The organism is Stenotrophomonas sp. WHRI 8082, assembly GCF_040223995.2.
Taxonomy (GTDB): Bacteria; Pseudomonadota; Gammaproteobacteria; order Xanthomonadales; family Xanthomonadaceae; genus Stenotrophomonas.
This window is the reverse complement of sequence record NZ_CP167826.1, coordinates 2,051,976-2,068,388: the sequence shown is the minus strand read 5'-3', so window position 1 is coordinate 2,068,388 and position 16,413 is coordinate 2,051,976. Positions and strand designations below refer to the sequence as shown.

Here is a 16,413-nt window from a genome sequence, read left to right as displayed (position 1 = left end):
CGTCAGCGCCGCCCCATCACGGCAGGAACAGCTGCGCGACCGCATCGCCGAAGGCACTCAACGAGAAGGGCTTGCCGATCATGTGCATGCCCGCCTCCAGGAATTCGGATTGATCCCGCGCTGCCTCGGCATAGCCGGTCATGAACAGCACCGGCAGCGTGGGTTGGGTCTGCCGGGCGATCTCCGCGAGCTGGCGTCCGTTGAGGCCCGGCAGCCCGACATCGGTGACCAGTGCATCCACGCGCCGGGATTGCAGGACTTTCAGCGCCGCATCTCCATCCTCGACTACCGTCACCGCATAGCCCAGTTCGGTCAGCACCTCGGTCACCAGCGTTCGGACCTGTGCATCGTCTTCCACCACGAGCAGCTGCTGTCCAGCACCGGTGGGCGTGGCGGTCTCGGGCGGCGCCTGCGGTGCGTCGCCGGCACCTTCGCCCGCGCTGTCGGCCACCGACTCGGGCAGGTAAAGACGGACGGTGGTGCCGCAGCCTACTTCGGAATCAATGCGCACATGGCCATCGGACTGCTGCATGAAGCCGTAGATCATCGACATGCCGAGCCCCGTACCCTGCCCGATCGGCTTGGTGGTGAAGAAGGGCTCGAATATCCGTTCGATCACATCCGGCGGTATGCCCTCGCCGGTGTCAGTCACCGACAGCACGGCATAGCATCCTGCGCGCAGCCGGTCTTCCCCGGTCCCAGCCTCGTCTTCTTCCACCACTTGGCGCCGGGTGCGGATCTCCAGCTGGCCACCTTGCGGCATGGCATCGCGCGCATTGATGGTGAGGTTGAGAATGGCGCTTTCCAACTGGTTGGAATCGGCGCGTACCAGGGGCACGTCGTGGCCCAGGTCCATGCTGAGCCGGATCTTCTCACCCAGGGTACGGCGCATCAGGTCATCGAGCGAATGGACCAGCTCATTCACCAACAGGCGCTGCGAGTTCAATGACTGGCGCCGCGAAAATGCCAGCAGGCGCTGGGTCAACGCCGCGGCCCGGTGTGCCGATGCCGAGGCCACGTCGATCCAGCGCTCCACGCCATCCACGCGCCCGCTCTCGGCACGCATCCGGATCAGGTCCAGCGCCGAGATGATGCCCGTCAGCATGTTGTTGAAGTCGTGCGCGATACCACCGGTCAACTGGCCGACCGACTCCATTTTGCGCGCCTGGTGCAGGGCCGACTCCGTCGATGCGCGCGCGACCACCTGCGCCTGCAACTCGGCGGTCCGCTCGGCCACTTTCTGCTCGAGCTCTTCGGCCTGGCGCTGCACGGCCTCCAGGGCGAGGGTCTTGGCGGTGACATCGGCGACGAAGATATGGAACCCGTCGACCCGGCCCGCGCTGTCGCGGCGCGGCAGGTAGCGGATATCGCACGCGCGGCGTTCGCCGCTGCGGGTAGGCCAGTTGACGCTGAACTGCACCGCCTCGCCGGCGAGCGCGCGCTCTGCGTAGGGCTTGCGCTGCTGCCACGTGGGCGCGTCGAGAATGTCGGGCAGGCGCCGTCCGACAATCTCCGTCGTAGGAGCGTCCAGCCACGCTTCGTAGGCTTTGTTGACGAACACATAGCGCAGTGACGGATCGACAAAAGCAATCAGCACCGGCAGCGCATCGGCGATCAGGCGCAGCTCCGCCTCACTACGCGCCAGGGTTTCCTGGTTCTGGCTCAGGCGTTGTACCTGGTCACGGATGACGTACTGCTTCTGCCGGGCGCGCAAAGCCGATGCGATCGTACTGATCAGGGTCGCCGCACCGACCGGCCGCTCCACCTCTACCAGATTGGAGTAGTGGCCAGGCAGGGGACGCGCCGGTGCGAGCCTGGATTTCGCCGCACGCAGCACGACCACCGGCACATCGGACCATGCCGGCTGGGCGTGCAGTGCGGCCTCCAGCATCGCCGCGTCGTCACCGAAGAGCGCTTCCTCGGTGAGCACGATGGCGCCGATGCTCGCGTCCAGCTGGGCGGCTGCATGGTCAGGTGTGGCACACCGCTTCGGCGTGGCCAGCTCTTTCTCGACCAGCTTGGCAATGGTCTCGGCGTCGCGTCCGAAGGGCGCAACGATCAGCACCGTTGGCGAATCGGAACTAGCGCTGGTCTGCATTGCTGTCCAACAGCGGTCCTGATTCACCCACGTACTGCGGCGTGCCGGTGAGGATGCCACTGAAGTCTTTCAGCGGCTCGCTCAGGCGCAGGCCTTCCGCATCGATCCGCAGCTCCCTGATGGAATCCTCGTGCGCGCCACTGCGGTTCTTGATGACAGAGATCGCCTTGCGTATGCGGCCGCCTGCCTCGAAGTAGCGGAACATGATTACGGTGTCGGCCATGTAGGACACATTGAGGTTGCCGGTCGACATCGACCCGACCAAGCCATTCTGCGGGTTGATGAAGAATGTCACCACGCCGCTCTGGTTGAGATAGGAGAGCAGCTCATGCATCTGCAGCATCAGCTGCTTTTCCTGCGGCATCGAGGACAGGTAGCCATTCAGGCTGTCCAGCACGATCAACTTGCAGTCCCTCTCTTCGACGCACTCCCGTATGGCCCAGGCAAACTCGCCCGGCGACAGCTCGGCCGGGTCCATTTGACGGAGCTCCAGCAGTCCGCTGTCTATGTGCGCCTGCAGGTCCATGCCGAGCGCCTTCGCGCGCGTAAGCAGGGTGCCGGTGCGCTCGTCGAACTCGAACACAGAACAGCGCTCTCCACGCTCGCAGGCGGTGGCGACGTACTTGAGCGCCACATTCGTCTTGCCACTGCCTGGCGGGCCGGTCAACAGCGTACTGGTGCCACGCAGCGGTCCGCCGTCGAGCAGGGCATCGATACCCGCAACGCCACTGGAGATCGGATCGCCGACGAAGGGCACGTGGTGGTCCGATGCGATCAACCGGGGGAAGATACGCATGCCGCCCTTCACCAGCGCCAGGTCGTGATAGCCGGCGATGAAGTTGACGCCGCGCAGCTTCTGCACCTGCATGCGGCGACGTGCGGCGCCGAAATCCAGAGTGACCCGCTCAAGGGAAATCACACCGTGACAGAGACTGTGCAGGTGCGCGTCGCGCTCACCACCGGTCAGGTCGTCCACCAGGAACACGGTGATGTTGCGCGGCGAAAAGTACTGCTTGAGCGCAAGGACCTGACGGCGGTAGCGCAGCGAATCCTGCGCCAGCAGGCGGAGCTCTGAAAGCGAATCGAACACGATCCGGGTCGGCTTCAAGCGCTCCACTTCGGCCTGGATCAGCTTGATGGTGCCGTCCAGTTCCACTTCCCACGGATGCAGCACGGACTGCTGCTGGCCATCGCCCAACACGTTCTGGGCAGCGGCCAGTTCGAACAGGTGCAACCCATCCAGTGACCACCCGTGCGAGTGCGCGACTTCGGCCAGTTCGTCTGCGGTCTCGGACAACGTAACGTAGAGGCAGCTTTCACCCAGCTCTGCGCCTTTGAGGAGGAACTGCAGCGCGAGCGTGGTCTTGCCGGAACCGGGCTGCCCCTCCAGCAGGTACAGCCTGGACGCGGGCAGCCCTCCCCGAAGAATGGTATCCAGCCCGGTTGTGCCGGTAGCGACGATGCTACGGTTCATTCAGCAGCCCCTGTGCTTTTTTTTGCAGTTTATGGGGCGTGATCACATTCCTGAGTGAGGAAAGTAAGACGTTGCCGAAGCCCTGTTCACGGAAATGATGACATCGTGAGAACAGGGCCTCGGTCGCCCTCGTCAGCTCATTTCGGCAGACAGCCAGCACCCTTGAAGAAGTCCTCACCCCGGAGCAGGGCCGCAGGGGTGTGGCCCCGGGATGAAGACCAGTAATAGACCGCGTAGTTCAGCCGCGTCGGATCGGCGATACCGCGATCTGTGTAGTAGATGGTCTGCTCCGTACTGCCTTGGTTCGTGTCGTTGGGGCCGCGGAATCGGAACCATTCGCCGCTGTCCACGCTGTAGCCTTCCACGAAGCTGTAATGGACGGCCGGAAAGTTCAATGGGCGCTCCCAGTGCAGCGTGAGATGGCCTTGGTCCACGTCCCATTTCCCCAAGCAGAGATCGGTCGGCGGATACTGGGCGTTACCGGAGTTGAAGCTGCCGGTGAATGTCGCCATCACCTGCCCACCCCGGGTGTCATACGCCGTGAGCACGTAGTCGTAATCGTGCTTGGGCGTCAACCCGTTCATCTGCTGGTTCGGCAGCCCTTCCCGCTCTGCACTTTCTCCGCTCAGCTTCACCTTGATCCAGCCGACGCGCAGGTCCCTACGCGTATTGCCGAAGGAAAAGAGCAGGGCCAGCTCTCCAAGGGGCGTGGGCTTCAGCACCACCTCAGGGGCGAACACCTTCGTCAGTTGCACTGTCTGCAAGGGGGTCCGGGACACCTTGTTGTCGTTTGCCTGATACACCGTCAGTTGGTTGGCGCGCAGATCCAGGTCTGCGGTCAGGAAGGTCTTGCGGAACGACGCACCGGAATCGAACACAGGCGTATCGCCAATGGGCTCTCTTACTCCCGCAACATGGGTGTGGCCATGGAATATCGCAAGCACCCGATGATCCGTGACGAGTTTTTTGAACTGCGCCCGTGCTGCCTCTGCTTCGGGGCCACTGCCAAACCCCAGGGGCGGACGGTGCATGTTGATGACGACGAATTTCCCTGCCGCCTTCGCTTTTTCAAGCACGTTCTCCAACCAGTGCAGCGAAGGGGTGATCCTGTAAACATAGTTGCGCAGGCCTACGGTGCTCTTGAAGTCGACCTGGTACGCGTAATGGTTGTGCAGTTGGATGAAGGTGATGTCGCCGATGGTCTTGCTGTAGGCCAAGCTACCGTCGTGATAGCGGAATAATCCGTCATCTCGGGTTCTGTAGTCGAACGCGTCGAGATCCCAGTGCTTCGTTGCCGCATCGAGGTGGGTGATCGAGTCGCGCGCGCACCCGTTGTTGGCACAGCCCGACTGGTCACGCAACCTGATGTTGTTGTCGTAGTCGTGGTTGCCCAGACCCCAGTAGCGGTTCGGGATCAATCGGTGGCCGAGGTCGCGGAGCATGACCTCCCACTCGTCGCCATGCCCATAGGCGGTGACGTCACCATTGAGAAATACAGGCGCGGCCTTCGGCTGTCGCGCCAGCCACAGGGCAATTGCTTTGCTCTGCGCCGTAAGGGTGGCCATCGGGTCACGGTTTTTGCCATCGTCAGACCATTGGTACTGGGTATCGGAGTGGACCAGGAAAGACTGATCCGCCGCACACGCGGATGCGGGGGCAAGCGAGATGAGCAGCGCAACGGCAAGGTGATGCGCTCGCGCGGTGAGAGGCTTCATGGTGAGGCGTCGTGTGCAGGGCGGAGCTGCCCTGCGCCAGTCTCTTGCGTGGCCTGGCCGTGGCCCATCAGGGGATGCCGGTGGATTCACCGGGCAAGCGCGCTGATGTGGGTCGGGAGGCGCTGCCAGGCGTGTGGGTGAGTCAGGGCGGGGAGAGGGGCAGCCGACTGAAGTCGGCTCTACCTGGTCGGCTCTACCTGGTCGTGGCCTGCTGCTGCAGGGAGTGCAGGATGCGGGCGTCTTCGGTGTCGAGCACGGCCGGCAGGTCATCGCTGCCGCGGAAGCGGCGATGAAAGGCGCGTGCTGCCGCATCACGGTCGTCCAGCGGATAGCCGAAGGTGGCCAGCGCCTGCCAGGCGTCGAAGCCGGCAGGCGGCATGCCGTCGGTGTCGCGCGGCCACACACCGAAGCCGGCCTGCGCCAGTTGCTGCCACGGGAAGAAGCGGCTGGGATCCTGTTTGCGCGACGGTGCCAGGTCGGCATGGCCGATCACCTGCGACGGCGGAATGCGCAGGCGGGTACTCAGGTCCTGCAGCAGCACGATCAGCGACTGGATCTGCGCCTCGCTGAAAGGCGTATCACCGTCGTTGTCCAGCTCGATGCCGATGGAGGCCGAGTTGAGGTCGGTGATGGTGCCCCAGCGCCCAGGACCTGCGTGCCAGGCGCGGCGATCGTCGGCCACCAGTTGATAGCGCGCACCGTCGGCGCCGATCAGGTAATGGGCACTGACCTTGCCGCCGCTGTTGGCGCTGCGCAGCGTATCCAGGCTCTGCTGCACCGAGTGCTGGTCGGTGTGGTGCAGCACGATGACCACCGGCATGCGGGCGTTGTGGTTGCTCGATGGCACCCACGTGGCCAGCGGATTGCGCTCTTCTACCGGTGCCCCAGAACAGGCGGCCAGCAGGGCACAGGAAAGCAACAGGGCGGATCGGCGGATGAGGGTCATGCCCCGATTGTAGGGCATGAAAAAACCGGCGGCCCCCGGACCGCCGGTCACGACGCAATGCGTGCGTCATCAACAGATCAGCATGGATCAGACTTCGTAGGCGGATTCACCGTGTGAGGTGACATCCAGACCGGTACGTTCGGCTTCCTCGGTCACGCGCAGGCCGACGACCGCCTTCACCACCAGCAGGATCAGCGTCGTCACCACGGCGCACCAGACGATGGTGAATGCCACGCTGACGAACTGCACCCAGACCTGATGCCCGATATCCAGGTCGGCCTTGGTGCCGCCCAGCGACTGCGCGCTGAACACACCGGTCAGCAGCGCACCGACGATGCCGCCGATGCCATGCACGCCGAACACATCGGCGGTGTCATCCACCTTCAGCAAGCGCTTCAGCCCCGTGACGCCCCACACGCAGAGCGCGCCGGACACCACGCCGATGACCAATGCGCCCATTGGGCCCACGGTGCCGCAGGCGGGGGTGATGCCGACCAGGCCGGCCACCGCGCCCGATGCGGCGCCCAGTGCGGACGGCTTGCCCTTGGTGATCGCTTCCACCAGCGTCCAGCCCACTACCGCCGCGGCGGTGGCCAGGATGGTGTTGAGGAAGGCCAGCGATGCGACCGTATCGGCGGCGGCGGCAGAACCGGCGTTGAAGCCGAACCAGCCGACCCACAGCAGCATCGCGCCGATGTAGGTGAACACCACGTTGTGCGGCTTCAATGCGGTCTGGCCGTAGCCGATGCGCTTGCCGACGAAGTACGCGCCGACCAGGCCGGCCACGCCTGCGTTGATGTGCACGACGGTGCCACCGGCAAAGTCGATCGCACCCAGCTCACCCAGATAGCCACCGCCCCACACGATGTGCGCCATCGGAATGTAGCTCAGGGTGAACCACAGGGCCGAGAACAGGATCACCGCCTTGAACTTGATGCGTTCGGCGAACGCGCCGACGATCAGTGCGGTGGTGATGCCGGCGAAGGTCGACTGGAAGGCGACGAACAGATAGTCGGGCAGGCCGGCGATCGGCGTGTTGCCCACCGAGTCCGGGGTGAACCCTTTGAGGAAGGCGAACTGGGTGAACGAGCCGAAGAACGGGTTGCCCTCGCTGAACACCGCGCTGTAGCCGTAGGCCACCCAAAGGATGATCACCAGCGAGAACACGACCAGGATCTGGCTGAGCACGGACAGCACGTTCTTCGAGCGCACCAGGCCGCCATAGAACAGGGCCAGGCCGGGCACGACCATCAGCAGCACCAGCAGCGTGGAGGTCAGCATCCAGGCCACGTCGCCATGGTCGTAGGCCGGTGCAGCCACGGTGGCCTCGGCGACCGGTGCGGCAGGTGCGTCAACGGGGAGCGGCTCGACGGCCACCTCTTCCGTCGGCACGGGCGTGACCTGTGCCTGGGCATGCGCCGTGCCCGGGAAGGCACCGACGGCCAGTGCGCTGAGCAGCATCATCAGGCACACCATATGAAACCGGGCTTGCCACCCGGCGAACAGTCGAATCTTCATGCGGGAGATCTCCGAGTGGTTACAGCGCGTCAGCGCCGATTTCGCCGGTGCGGATGCGGATGACCTGGTCGACAGGGGTGACGAAGATCTTGCCGTCGCCGATCTTTCCAGTGCCTGCCGCGTTCTGGATCGCTTCGATCACCGCGTCGGTGCGCTCGTCGGTCACCACGGTTTCGATCTTGATCTTGGGCAGGAAGTCGACGACATACTCGGCACCGCGGTACAGCTCGGTGTGCCCCTTCTGGCGACCGAAACCTTTCACTTCGGTCACGGTGATGCCCGACACGCCTGCGTCGGAGAGGGCCTCGCGGACCTCGTCGAGCTTGAACGGTCGGATGATGGCGGAGATCAGTTTCATGCGCATATCCCGATGGTGGATGGATCCACGGCGCGTGCATGCCGTGGCGTCAGGCAACCACGGGCCATCATGCTGATGGCCGTGGCTGTTGCGCCGAACGTGGTCTGGGCCCTGGTGGCTGTGTCTCTCTCCAAACACAGCCGGTGACGCGGGAGGGAGGAAGGCCCAGGACGCGCGTCCGGTCTCTCTTGCCCCTGGACGGGTGGAACAACTTCAGCAGCATCTGCAGGCTTCACCCTTTCCGGCTCCCCAGCCGGAAAAGATGCGGCGATGACGAAGGTGGGAGGGGTATCCTCCGCCACCGCCGCGCGTGCTCAGCTGGCGTAATACAACTGGTATTCCAGCGGATGGGTCGCCGCACGGAACTTGGTGACTTCCTGCATCTTCAGCGCGATGTAGCCGTCGATGAAATCGTCATCCATCACGCCGCCGGCCTTCAGGAACTCGCGGTCCTTGTCCAGCGCTTCCAGCGCCTGGTCCAGCGAGGAACAGACCTGCGGGATCAGCTTCTCTTCTTCCGGCGGCAGGTCGTACAGATCCTTGTCGCTCGGTGCGCCGGGGTCGATCTGGTTCTTGATGCCATCCAGACCGGCCATCATCAACACGGTGAAGGTCAGGTAGCCGGACTGGATCGGATCGGGGAAGCGCATTTCAATGCGACGCGCCTTCGGATTGGTCACGAACGGAATGCGGCACGAGGCCGAACGGTTGCGTGCCGAATAGGCCAGCATCACCGGTGCTTCGAAGCCCGGCACCAGGCGCTTGTAGCTGTTGGTGCCTGCGTTGGCGAAGGCGTTGATGGCCTTGGCGTGCTTGAAGATGCCGCCGATGTACCACAGCGCCATCTGGCTCAGGCCGCCGTAGCCTTCACCGGAGAACAGGTTGGTGCCGCCCTTGGACAGCGACTGGTGCACGTGCATGCCGCTGCCGTTGTCGCCGACGATCGGCTTGGGCATGAAGGTGGCGGTCTTGCCGTTGCGGTGCGCCACGTTCTTGATCACGTACTTCATGCGCAGCAGCTCATCGGCCTTCTGCACCAGGGTGCTGAACTTGGTGCCGATTTCGCACTGGCCGGCGGTGGCGACTTCGTGGTGCTGCACTTCGACTTCGATGCCGACCTGCTCCAGCGTCTTGCACATTTCCGCGCGCAGGTCGTGCAGCGAATCGGTCGGCGGCACCGGGAAGTAGCCGCCCTTGACGCCCGGACGGTAGCCGCTGTTGGCGCCGTCGTACTTCGCGCCGCTGTTCCATGCCGCTTCCTCGGAATCGACCTGGAAGAAGGTGTGGCCCATATCGTTGGCGAAGCGCACCGAATCGAAGATGAAGAACTCCGGCTCCGGGCCGAAGAAGGCCTGCTCGGCGATGCCGCTGGACTTCAGGAAGGCTTCGGCGCGCTTGGCGATGCCGCGCGGGCAGCGGCCGTACGGCTGCATGGTGGCCGGGTCCAGGATGTCGCAGCTGATGACGATGGTCGGATCAGCGTAGAACGGATCGACATAGGCGCTGGACGGATCCGGCAGCAGCACCATGTCCGATTCGTTGATGCCTTTCCAGCCGGCGATGGAGCTGCCGTCGAACATCTTGCCTTCTTCGAACAGCGACGCTTCGATGATGCTGACCGGGAACGTGACGTGCTGCTCGATGCCGCGCATGTCGACAAAACGCAGATCGACGAACTCGATCTGGTTGTCCTTGACCAGCTTCTCAACGTTTTCAACGGACATCGGGTGCAACCTCGGTTGGAATTGAATGCCTGAGGTTACTTCAGCACACACCGTGCCAACTTTTTTCTCATCACAAGCCCTTGATTTGCATGAGCGTGCGCTTGAAGGGTGCGTCGCATGCTGCACCATCGTGGTGCGTGTGTTGGCCCGTGCACTGGGTTGGTGCGTGGGCAGATGGTCTATCCTCTTCGGCACCTTTTGCCGTCAGCCATTGCATCCCACCCCATGTCCGACCTGCTCTCCGCCCTGCTGCTGGGCATCCTCGAAGGCGTTACCGAATTCCTGCCCATCTCCAGCACCGGGCATCTGCTGATCGCCCAGCACTGGCTGGGTGCACGCTCGGATTTCTTCAACATCATCATCCAGGCCGGCGCGATCCTGGCCATCACGCTGGTGTTCCGCCAGCGCCTGTGGACCCTGGCCACTGGCCTGCACCAGCGTGAGAACCGCGACTATGTGATGAAGCTCGGCGCGGCGTTCCTGGTCACCGCGGTGCTGGGCCTGCCGGTCCGCCTGGCCGGTTGGGAGCTGCCCGAGACGGTGAGCCCGGTCGCGTGGGCGCTGATCATTGGCGGCATCTGGATGCTGTTGGTGGAGGCGTATACCGCTCGCCTGCCTGATCGCGATCAGGTGACGTGGACGGTGGCCATCGGCGTGGGCATCGCGCAGGTAGTGGCGGGCGTATTTCCGGGCACGTCGCGCTCGGCATCGGCGATCTTCCTGGCGATGCTGCTCGGCCTGAGCCGTCGAGCCGCCGCCACCGAGTTCGTGTTCCTGGTCGGCATCCCGACCATGTTCGCCGCCAGCGCGTACGCGTTCCTGGAGCTGGCCAAGGAGGGCAAGTTGGCCACTGAAAACTGGACCGATGTCAGCGTGGCCTTCATTGCGGCCGTGATCACCGGCTTCGTGGTGGTGAAGTGGCTGCTGGGCTACATCAAGTCGCACAGGTTCACCGCGTTTGCGATCTATCGCATCGCGCTGGGTGCGGCGCTGCTGCTGTGGTTGCCGGCCGGCAACTGAACCCCCTCGCCTGCGCGTGACCCCATTGGCCACGCGCATCCGTTCTGAAACAGGTCATCCAAGGAGAATCCGATGAACCGCAAGCTGATCCTGTCCCTCCCCCTGATGCTGCTGGCTGCCTGCAGCGAGAACCCGGCGCCGGCCGGCAACGCCGACGACCTGGCGCGCGCGCCGGCCGCTGCGGCCGCACTGAAGACGGCGGCGCACCTGCAGGCGCAGCGCCTGCAGGGCCAGCACTGGCGATTGAAGGACGCCACCACCGCGGAAGGCAAGCGCATCGACGCCCTGTTTGCGCAGACCGACAAGCCGGTCACGCTCGACTTCACCGACGGTCGCCTGGCGGTGTCCAACACCTGCAATCGCATGAGCGGTGGCTACACCCTGGCCGATGGCACGCTGACCTTCCAGCAGATGGCGTCCACGCGCATGGCTTGCGAACCGGCCGTGATGGCACTGGATGAAGCGCTGAGCAGCCGGCTGCAAGGAGCGGTGAAAGCCGAGGTCGCCGACAATGGCGAGCTGACCCTGCGCCCGGCGAACGGCGATGTGCTGGTCTTCCTGCCCGAGGCCAGCGCGGAGACCCGCTACGGTGGCCCGGGTGAGACGATGTTCTTCGAAGTGGCGGCGCAGACCAAGCCGTGCCCGCACCCGCTGATCAAGGACAAGCAGTGCCTGCAGGTACGCGAAGTGCGCTTCGACGACCAGGGCGTGAAGCAGGGCGAGCCGGGTGCGTTCGAGAACTTCTACGACGGCATCGAGGGGTACACGCACGAAGCGGGCATCCGCAACGTGCTGCGCGTGAAACGCTTCAAGATCGACAACCCGCCCGCCGACGCTTCGTCGCAGGCGTACGTGCTGGACATGGTGGTGGAGTCGGCGGACGAGAAGTAAGCGAACGGGTGGACCCCCTCGCGGTGGGCTGCTTGAAGGCTGCGTGCTTGGGGCCGGGCGGTGGGGCTGTGCGGCGGACGGCAAAAACTGCGTCCATGCGTGCCTCGTTTCGCGCCATCCATGGCGCTCAACGCCACCGCCCAGCCCCACCGCCCGGCCCCCTGACAGGTTCCGTGGCCGCCCGCCGCGTATGAAAAAAGAGAAAAGCGGTAGCGCCGACCCATGGTCGGCGAGCGCAGCGGGCCGTTGGCGGAAACATTCCGCCGACCATGGGTCGGCGCTACCGACGAGAGCAAGCCGTCGGGTGGAAGGAGCCCCTGAGTCAGGGGCGGCCGAGAAGCGGCGGGGTGGGGGTGCTGGTGAGACGGGGCCCGCGGTTTGCGCAGCAAAGCGTGGGAGCGGCAGCGCGAATGCGATGACGTGGACCCGTGCCATGGATGGCACGAAACGAGGCCCGCATGGATGCGGCCCTTGCCGTCCCCCTCCAACCTATCCCGCCCCACCTGCACGCAGCCCTGCAGCCTTTGACGTTGCCTCGCCGGAAGGTTTCCGCCAACGGCCCGCTGCGCTCGCCGACCATGGGTCGGCGCTACCGATGTCCGCCTGCCCGACGTTTCCATGGCCGCCATGGACCTGTCGAAGGTGGGGCGGGATGGGTTGGCGGGGGCGTTGAGCGCCATGGATGGCGCGAAACGAGGCCTGCATGGATGCGGCCCTTGCCGTCCCCCGCCAACCCACCCCGCCCCACCTACACGCAGCCCTGCAGCCTTTGACGTCGCTGTTGCTGTTGCCGTTGCCTCGAGCGGGTGCCGGGCCGCAGGCCCGGCCATCCCCCCCCCTTACAGTGCGGGGTTCAACGTATACGTGCCATGCAACGTGGCTTCCGCCAGCACGTGACCCTGCATCGCACGATGCAGGTCGCCTGCCGTGAACGGCGTCGGAAGGTCAAGCGTCGCAACATCCAGGGCGAACACTCTGAAGAAGTAGCGATGCAGGCGCTCATCATTGAACGGCGGATACGGGCCGTCGTAGCCCAAGTAGGCACCGGCCATGTCCGGGTTGCCGGCAAACCAGCCGGTGAAATCGTTGAGTCCCTGCCGACTACCGGCCGGGCCGGCCGGATCGGCCTTGCCCTTCACCACGAAGCCGTCGCTGCAGCTGCCTGCGGCCAGTTCGCGCACGTCGGGCGCGATATCCGCCATTACCCAGTGCACGAAATCGCAGCGCGGCTGGTCGCGCGGAATGGTCATGTCCGTGCGGCCGACCGTGTCCGGCACGGTCGGCACGTCCGGATCCACGCAGACCAGGGCAAACGAACGGACGCCGTCCGGCACCTCGCTCCATGCCAGATGCGGATTGCGGTCCGGGGCGAACCCCTGCGCGTCGCCCGCGGCGAATTCGCGGTCGATCGGTGCGCCGTCGCGCAGGCTAGTGCTGCTCAGTTTCATGGTCTGTGCCCTCACGCTTCCGGATAACCCAAACGAACCGCAACCGGCGTCAGCAGCTCGATGGCCGACGACATCGCCTCGCGGTACGCACGCCAGTGACCGCTGGGCAGACGCGGCGGGCCGATGTGCTGGGCCGTCGGCAGCTCGGCGCCGAACACCCCGCTGAGCAAGGCGGCCATCGCGCGCGGATCGTTCTGTACCTCGTCGATGCGCACCAGCACGTGTGGGTAGAGATCCTGCTCGTTCAGCAGTGCGACCTGGGTCAGCGAGCGGGCAAGCCACTCGGCCGCCTCGGCCAGGCTGGGCAGGCCGATCTGCGCGGCCGAACCGTACGCAATCCAGTCCAGCAGCATGTCGCGCGGATCACGCAGCACGACCAACAGCCGCCCCTGCGGCAGCGCCGGGCGCATCGCCCACAACAGCGCGATGTCCCAGAACGGCAGCCAGTCGATCACGGTGTCGTTGGCCAGACCGCGGGCGGGCAGCAGCTCGCGCCAGCGCGCCACCAGTGCATCCGGCTCCAGTGCACCGCTCGCCAGTTCCTGCAGGGTGTTGTAGTTCTGGAAGGGGTCGCCCGGCGGGGTCGGTCCGAATCGATCGATGCGCACCAGGGGCGTGGCGGCAGTCAGCGCGCTCATGACACGCTCCGCGCCGGCGCCGGGCGCGCCCCACATGAACATCGGGCGCGACGCGATGTCCGCCGCCACCTCACCCAGTGCGGGCCAGCTGGACGGCGACTTGGCCTGCGGCGGCAAGGGCAGGCGTTGGCTCAGCAGCTCCGCGTGCAGGTCCAGCCACACCCGCAATGCCTCCTGCGGACGACCGGCACGGTCATGCACTTCTCCCAGCCAGGTACGCAGGTCCAGGCGCCGGTGGCCTTCGGCTTTATCGACGAGCGCCTGTACGCGTGCGGCCGCGGCGTCGGGGTCCCGCTGCACCAAACCATCCACCAAGCGGGTCTCGCCGCTGATGCGGCCCGGTTCCAGCGCGACGATGCGCTCGGCCATCGCTTCGGCGGCGTCGTGCTCACCGCGCATGTCATGCAGGCGCATCCGCGTCTCCATCGCCTGCACGTGCGCAGGCATGGCAGCAAGCCAGCGATCACCGACCGCAACGGCACCTTCGCTGCCGACCGCTTCCACCGACAGGCGCGCCAACCACAGGTTGTGCAGCTGATCGTTGTCGACCAGCACGGCGTCCAGCTCGGTGCGTGCTTCCTCATCGCGGCCCAGGCGCTGCCAGGCACCCAGCAGAAGCTGCAGCAGCTTGGGGTCACCCGCGTTTTCGGCCAGACGCGGACGCAGGTGCTCGAGTGCCTGCAGGGGTTGACCGGACTGCAGCGCCAGCTGTGCGGCGAACCGGCGCATGGCGATGCTGTCCTGGCCCGGCTGCGCGAGGGCCTGATCGACGATCTCCGCCGCCGCCGCAGGGTTCTCCTGTCGCAGTGCCAGTTGCACCAGCAGACCGTGCAATGCGGTCAATGCGGGATTGAGCGCCAGCACCCGACGGAAGGCCTGCTCGGCGAAGGCCAGCATGTCCTTGCCCATGTAAGCGAAACCCAACGCGTACAGGATGCGCGGATCGTCGGGCAACGCTCGGCTGGCGGTGGTCAGCTGGGCCAGCGCCTCGTCAAGGGCACCACGGCGCAGCGCGACCATGCCGCGCAGGGCAGCCACGTCCGGGCTGTCTTCGTCCACGCGTGCGGCCAGCCGAACCTGCTGGTCCGCCGCGTTTACATCATTGCGCGCCAACGCGAGATGCGCCTGCATCAGATACGCGGACAACTCGTTGGGATTGGCACCGCTGCTGCGTGACAGCGCGGCCTGCGCGTCGTCGAACTGGTGCATCGCCAACAGCAGGCCGGCATTCTGCAGGTGCAGGTCGGCATCATCCGGCGCCAGGTCCAAACCCGTCTGCATGCTGGCAGCGGCGGCCTGCAGGTTGCCCTGCTGCTGCAGCGCCAGAGCGTGCCAGCGATGGGCCTGCGCCTCGCGTGGCTCGGCAACGGCCCATGCACTGGCCAGCTGCACGGCCTGGTCGGCGTCCTGGCGACGCAGGGCTTGGAGGATCTGATCTTGCATGGCGGGTCCGGCTGGAGAGCAATCCCGCATTGTAACGGCCCCGGTCGCGCATGGCCGGAGCGCGGTGGCGGATCCCTTCACGCCCTGCCGCAGGAGGCGTCCACCCCCCACCGCATGCCGTCAGACCGGCAGCGCGGCCTGTGCCAGGTGCTGGGCGACCCAGCGTTCGGAGAACCCGTCACCGCGCCAGTTTTCCAGGAACCCGCAATGTCCGCCCCACTCGGCGGTTTCCAGGCGCGCCAAACGCGGCAGGTGCCAGTCGTTGAAGGTAACGAAGGGAATCACCGGATCGTCCTTGGCCATCAGGATATCGGCGGGCACCTGCAGGCCCGCCAAGCGTTCGCCCGCGATCGAGTAGCCGTCGAAGTACGCCTGCAGTGACCCGTAATCGGTGTGGTGCTCCACCAGCCAGGCGGTCAGTGCGCGTATATCCAGCCGCAGCACGCGCTCGTCCCAGTCGCTCAGGTCGGGATACAGATCCCGCTTGCGACGCAGCGATCCGGCCCATTTGCGGCGGAAGTACCAGTCATACATCGCCGGACCGTTTTCGATGCTGTCCATGGTCAGGCCAGGATCCAGCACGGGGCACACCGACGCGATGCGTTGCAGCGGAATACCGGCATCCGGCGCGCGCAGGGCCAGACGCAGCACGAAATTGCCGCCCAACGAATAGCCCGCGGCAACGAGCGGAAGATCCGGCCAGCGGCGGGCGATGTCCGCTGCGGCACAGACCACTTCCTCGATGCGGTTGGAGTGGAAGATGCCCGGATTGAGATGGTGGGTGTTGCCGTGGTCGCGGAAGTTCAGCCGCACCACATCGAAGCCCTCGGCCAGCATGCGGGCTGCCGTCATGCGCATGTAACTGGACTCGGCACTGCCTTCCCAGCCATGCAGCAGCAGCGCCATGCCCCGTGCCGGGCGGCCCTCGATCGTGCTGTGCCAGGCCTGCAGGCGGACGCCCTCGCCCGCGTCGACGATCAGCTCTTCATGACGCGCGCCGGTAGCGGCCAGCAGTTCCTGGCCACGGCGCAGGCGCAATTTGCTGGAGCTGAGCATCGATTGCAGGTGCGCGTTGCGCAGCCAGCGCGGCGGCTGGTAATCGGCCGCAGTCAGCAGTCCCGGCGGACCGGGATCGAACGA

The 16,413-nt window shown here is 65.4% G+C and carries 12 protein-coding genes; 2 read left to right on the top strand and 10 right to left on the bottom strand.

Annotated elements, in window-relative coordinates; all coding sequences use genetic code 11:
• Nucleotides 1-16: 16 nt before the first annotated feature.
• The 7 genes from ABRP17_RS09035 to glnA all read right to left on the bottom strand — a co-directional run bounded on the left by ABRP17_RS09035 (nt 17) and on the right by glnA (nt 9,833).
• Nucleotides 17-2,098 carry a PAS domain-containing sensor histidine kinase gene (locus ABRP17_RS09035; RefSeq protein WP_188325656.1) on the bottom strand — a complete coding sequence of 694 codons (2,082 nt, stop codon included), beginning with the start codon at nt 2,096-2,098 and terminating at the stop codon, nt 17-19.
• Nucleotides 2,082-3,572 carry an ATPase domain-containing protein gene (locus ABRP17_RS09030; RefSeq protein WP_349985680.1) on the bottom strand — a complete coding sequence of 497 codons (1,491 nt, stop codon included), beginning with the start codon at nt 3,570-3,572 and terminating at the stop codon, nt 2,082-2,084. Before ABRP17_RS09030 ends, ABRP17_RS09035 begins: the two co-directional genes overlap by 17 nt.
• Nucleotides 3,573-3,709: 137 nt before the next feature.
• The gene (locus tag ABRP17_RS09025) at nt 3,710-5,287 is read right to left on the bottom strand and encodes a metallophosphoesterase (protein ID WP_349985679.1); all 1,578 of its coding nucleotides are present in this window, start codon (nt 5,285-5,287) and stop codon (nt 3,710-3,712) included.
• A gap of 193 nt (nt 5,288-5,480) precedes the next feature.
• Nucleotides 5,481-6,233, bottom strand: coding sequence for an N-acetylmuramoyl-L-alanine amidase (locus ABRP17_RS09020; protein ID WP_349985678.1), 753 nt, complete (start codon nt 6,231-6,233; stop codon nt 5,481-5,483).
• Nucleotides 6,234-6,320: 87 nt separating this feature from the next.
• Nucleotides 6,321-7,751, bottom strand: coding sequence for an ammonium transporter (amt, locus tag ABRP17_RS09015; RefSeq protein WP_192082408.1), 1,431 nt, complete (start codon nt 7,749-7,751; stop codon nt 6,321-6,323).
• A 19-nt stretch (nt 7,752-7,770) separates the two neighbouring features.
• A complete protein-coding gene (locus tag ABRP17_RS09010) occupies nt 7,771-8,109 on the bottom strand; it encodes a P-II family nitrogen regulator (RefSeq protein ID WP_188325651.1) in 339 nt (112 codons plus the stop codon).
• Nucleotides 8,110-8,423: 314 nt separating this feature from the next.
• Nucleotides 8,424-9,833, bottom strand: coding sequence for a type I glutamate--ammonia ligase (gene glnA / locus ABRP17_RS09005; RefSeq protein ID WP_188325650.1), 1,410 nt, complete (start codon nt 9,831-9,833; stop codon nt 8,424-8,426).
• Between the two features lie 225 nt (nt 9,834-10,058).
• Between glnA and ABRP17_RS09000 the strand changes: the two genes are divergently transcribed.
• Both ABRP17_RS09000 and ABRP17_RS08995 read left to right on the top strand, forming a co-directional pair.
• Nucleotides 10,059-10,853 (top strand): undecaprenyl-diphosphate phosphatase, encoded by a 795-nt coding sequence (locus ABRP17_RS09000; protein WP_188325649.1) that lies wholly within the window; start codon nt 10,059-10,061, stop codon nt 10,851-10,853.
• 72 nt (nt 10,854-10,925) lie between these two features.
• Nucleotides 10,926-11,744, top strand: coding sequence for an META and DUF4377 domain-containing protein (locus ABRP17_RS08995; protein ID WP_349985677.1), 819 nt, complete (start codon nt 10,926-10,928; stop codon nt 11,742-11,744).
• An 839-nt stretch (nt 11,745-12,583) separates the two neighbouring features.
• Here ABRP17_RS08995 and ABRP17_RS08990 read toward each other — a convergent pair.
• The 3 genes from ABRP17_RS08990 to ABRP17_RS08980 form a co-directional block, all read right to left on the bottom strand.
• Nucleotides 12,584-13,192: a YbhB/YbcL family Raf kinase inhibitor-like protein gene (locus ABRP17_RS08990; RefSeq protein WP_349985441.1), complete on the bottom strand. Its 609-nt coding sequence runs from the start codon at nt 13,190-13,192 to the stop codon at nt 12,584-12,586.
• An 11-nt stretch (nt 13,193-13,203) separates the two neighbouring features.
• The gene (locus ABRP17_RS08985) at nt 13,204-15,273 is read right to left on the bottom strand and encodes a tetratricopeptide repeat protein (protein ID WP_349985440.1); all 2,070 of its coding nucleotides are present in this window, start codon (nt 15,271-15,273) and stop codon (nt 13,204-13,206) included.
• A gap of 120 nt (nt 15,274-15,393) precedes the next feature.
• Entirely contained in the window at nt 15,394-16,386 is a 993-nt protein-coding gene (locus ABRP17_RS08980) for a YheT family hydrolase (protein ID WP_372486993.1), read from the bottom strand.
• Between the last annotated feature and the right edge of the window lie 27 nt (nt 16,387-16,413).

What these genes read in the sequence shown, in the direction of transcription:
- ABRP17_RS09035 (WP_188325656.1), bottom strand. Translation starts at nt 2,098, where the DNA reads ATGCAGACCAGCGCTAGTTCCGATTCGCCAACGGTGCTGATCGTTGCG.
- ABRP17_RS09030 (WP_349985680.1), bottom strand. Translation starts at nt 3,572, where the DNA reads ATGAACCGTAGCATCGTCGCTACCGGCACAACCGGGCTGGATACCATT.
- ABRP17_RS09025 (WP_349985679.1), bottom strand. Translation starts at nt 5,287, where the DNA reads ATGAAGCCTCTCACCGCGCGAGCGCATCACCTTGCCGTTGCGCTGCTC.
- ABRP17_RS09020 (WP_349985678.1), bottom strand. Translation starts at nt 6,233, where the DNA reads ATGACCCTCATCCGCCGATCCGCCCTGTTGCTTTCCTGTGCCCTGCTG.
- amt (WP_192082408.1), bottom strand. Translation starts at nt 7,751, where the DNA reads ATGAAGATTCGACTGTTCGCCGGGTGGCAAGCCCGGTTTCATATGGTG.
- ABRP17_RS09010 (WP_188325651.1), bottom strand. Translation starts at nt 8,109, where the DNA reads ATGAAACTGATCTCCGCCATCATCCGACCGTTCAAGCTCGACGAGGTC.
- glnA (WP_188325650.1), bottom strand. Translation starts at nt 9,833, where the DNA reads ATGTCCGTTGAAAACGTTGAGAAGCTGGTCAAGGACAACCAGATCGAG.
- ABRP17_RS09000 (WP_188325649.1), top strand. Translation starts at nt 10,059, where the DNA reads ATGTCCGACCTGCTCTCCGCCCTGCTGCTGGGCATCCTCGAAGGCGTT.
- ABRP17_RS08995 (WP_349985677.1), top strand. Translation starts at nt 10,926, where the DNA reads ATGAACCGCAAGCTGATCCTGTCCCTCCCCCTGATGCTGCTGGCTGCC.
- ABRP17_RS08990 (WP_349985441.1), bottom strand. Translation starts at nt 13,192, where the DNA reads ATGAAACTGAGCAGCACTAGCCTGCGCGACGGCGCACCGATCGACCGC.
- ABRP17_RS08985 (WP_349985440.1), bottom strand. Translation starts at nt 15,273, where the DNA reads ATGCAAGATCAGATCCTCCAAGCCCTGCGTCGCCAGGACGCCGACCAG.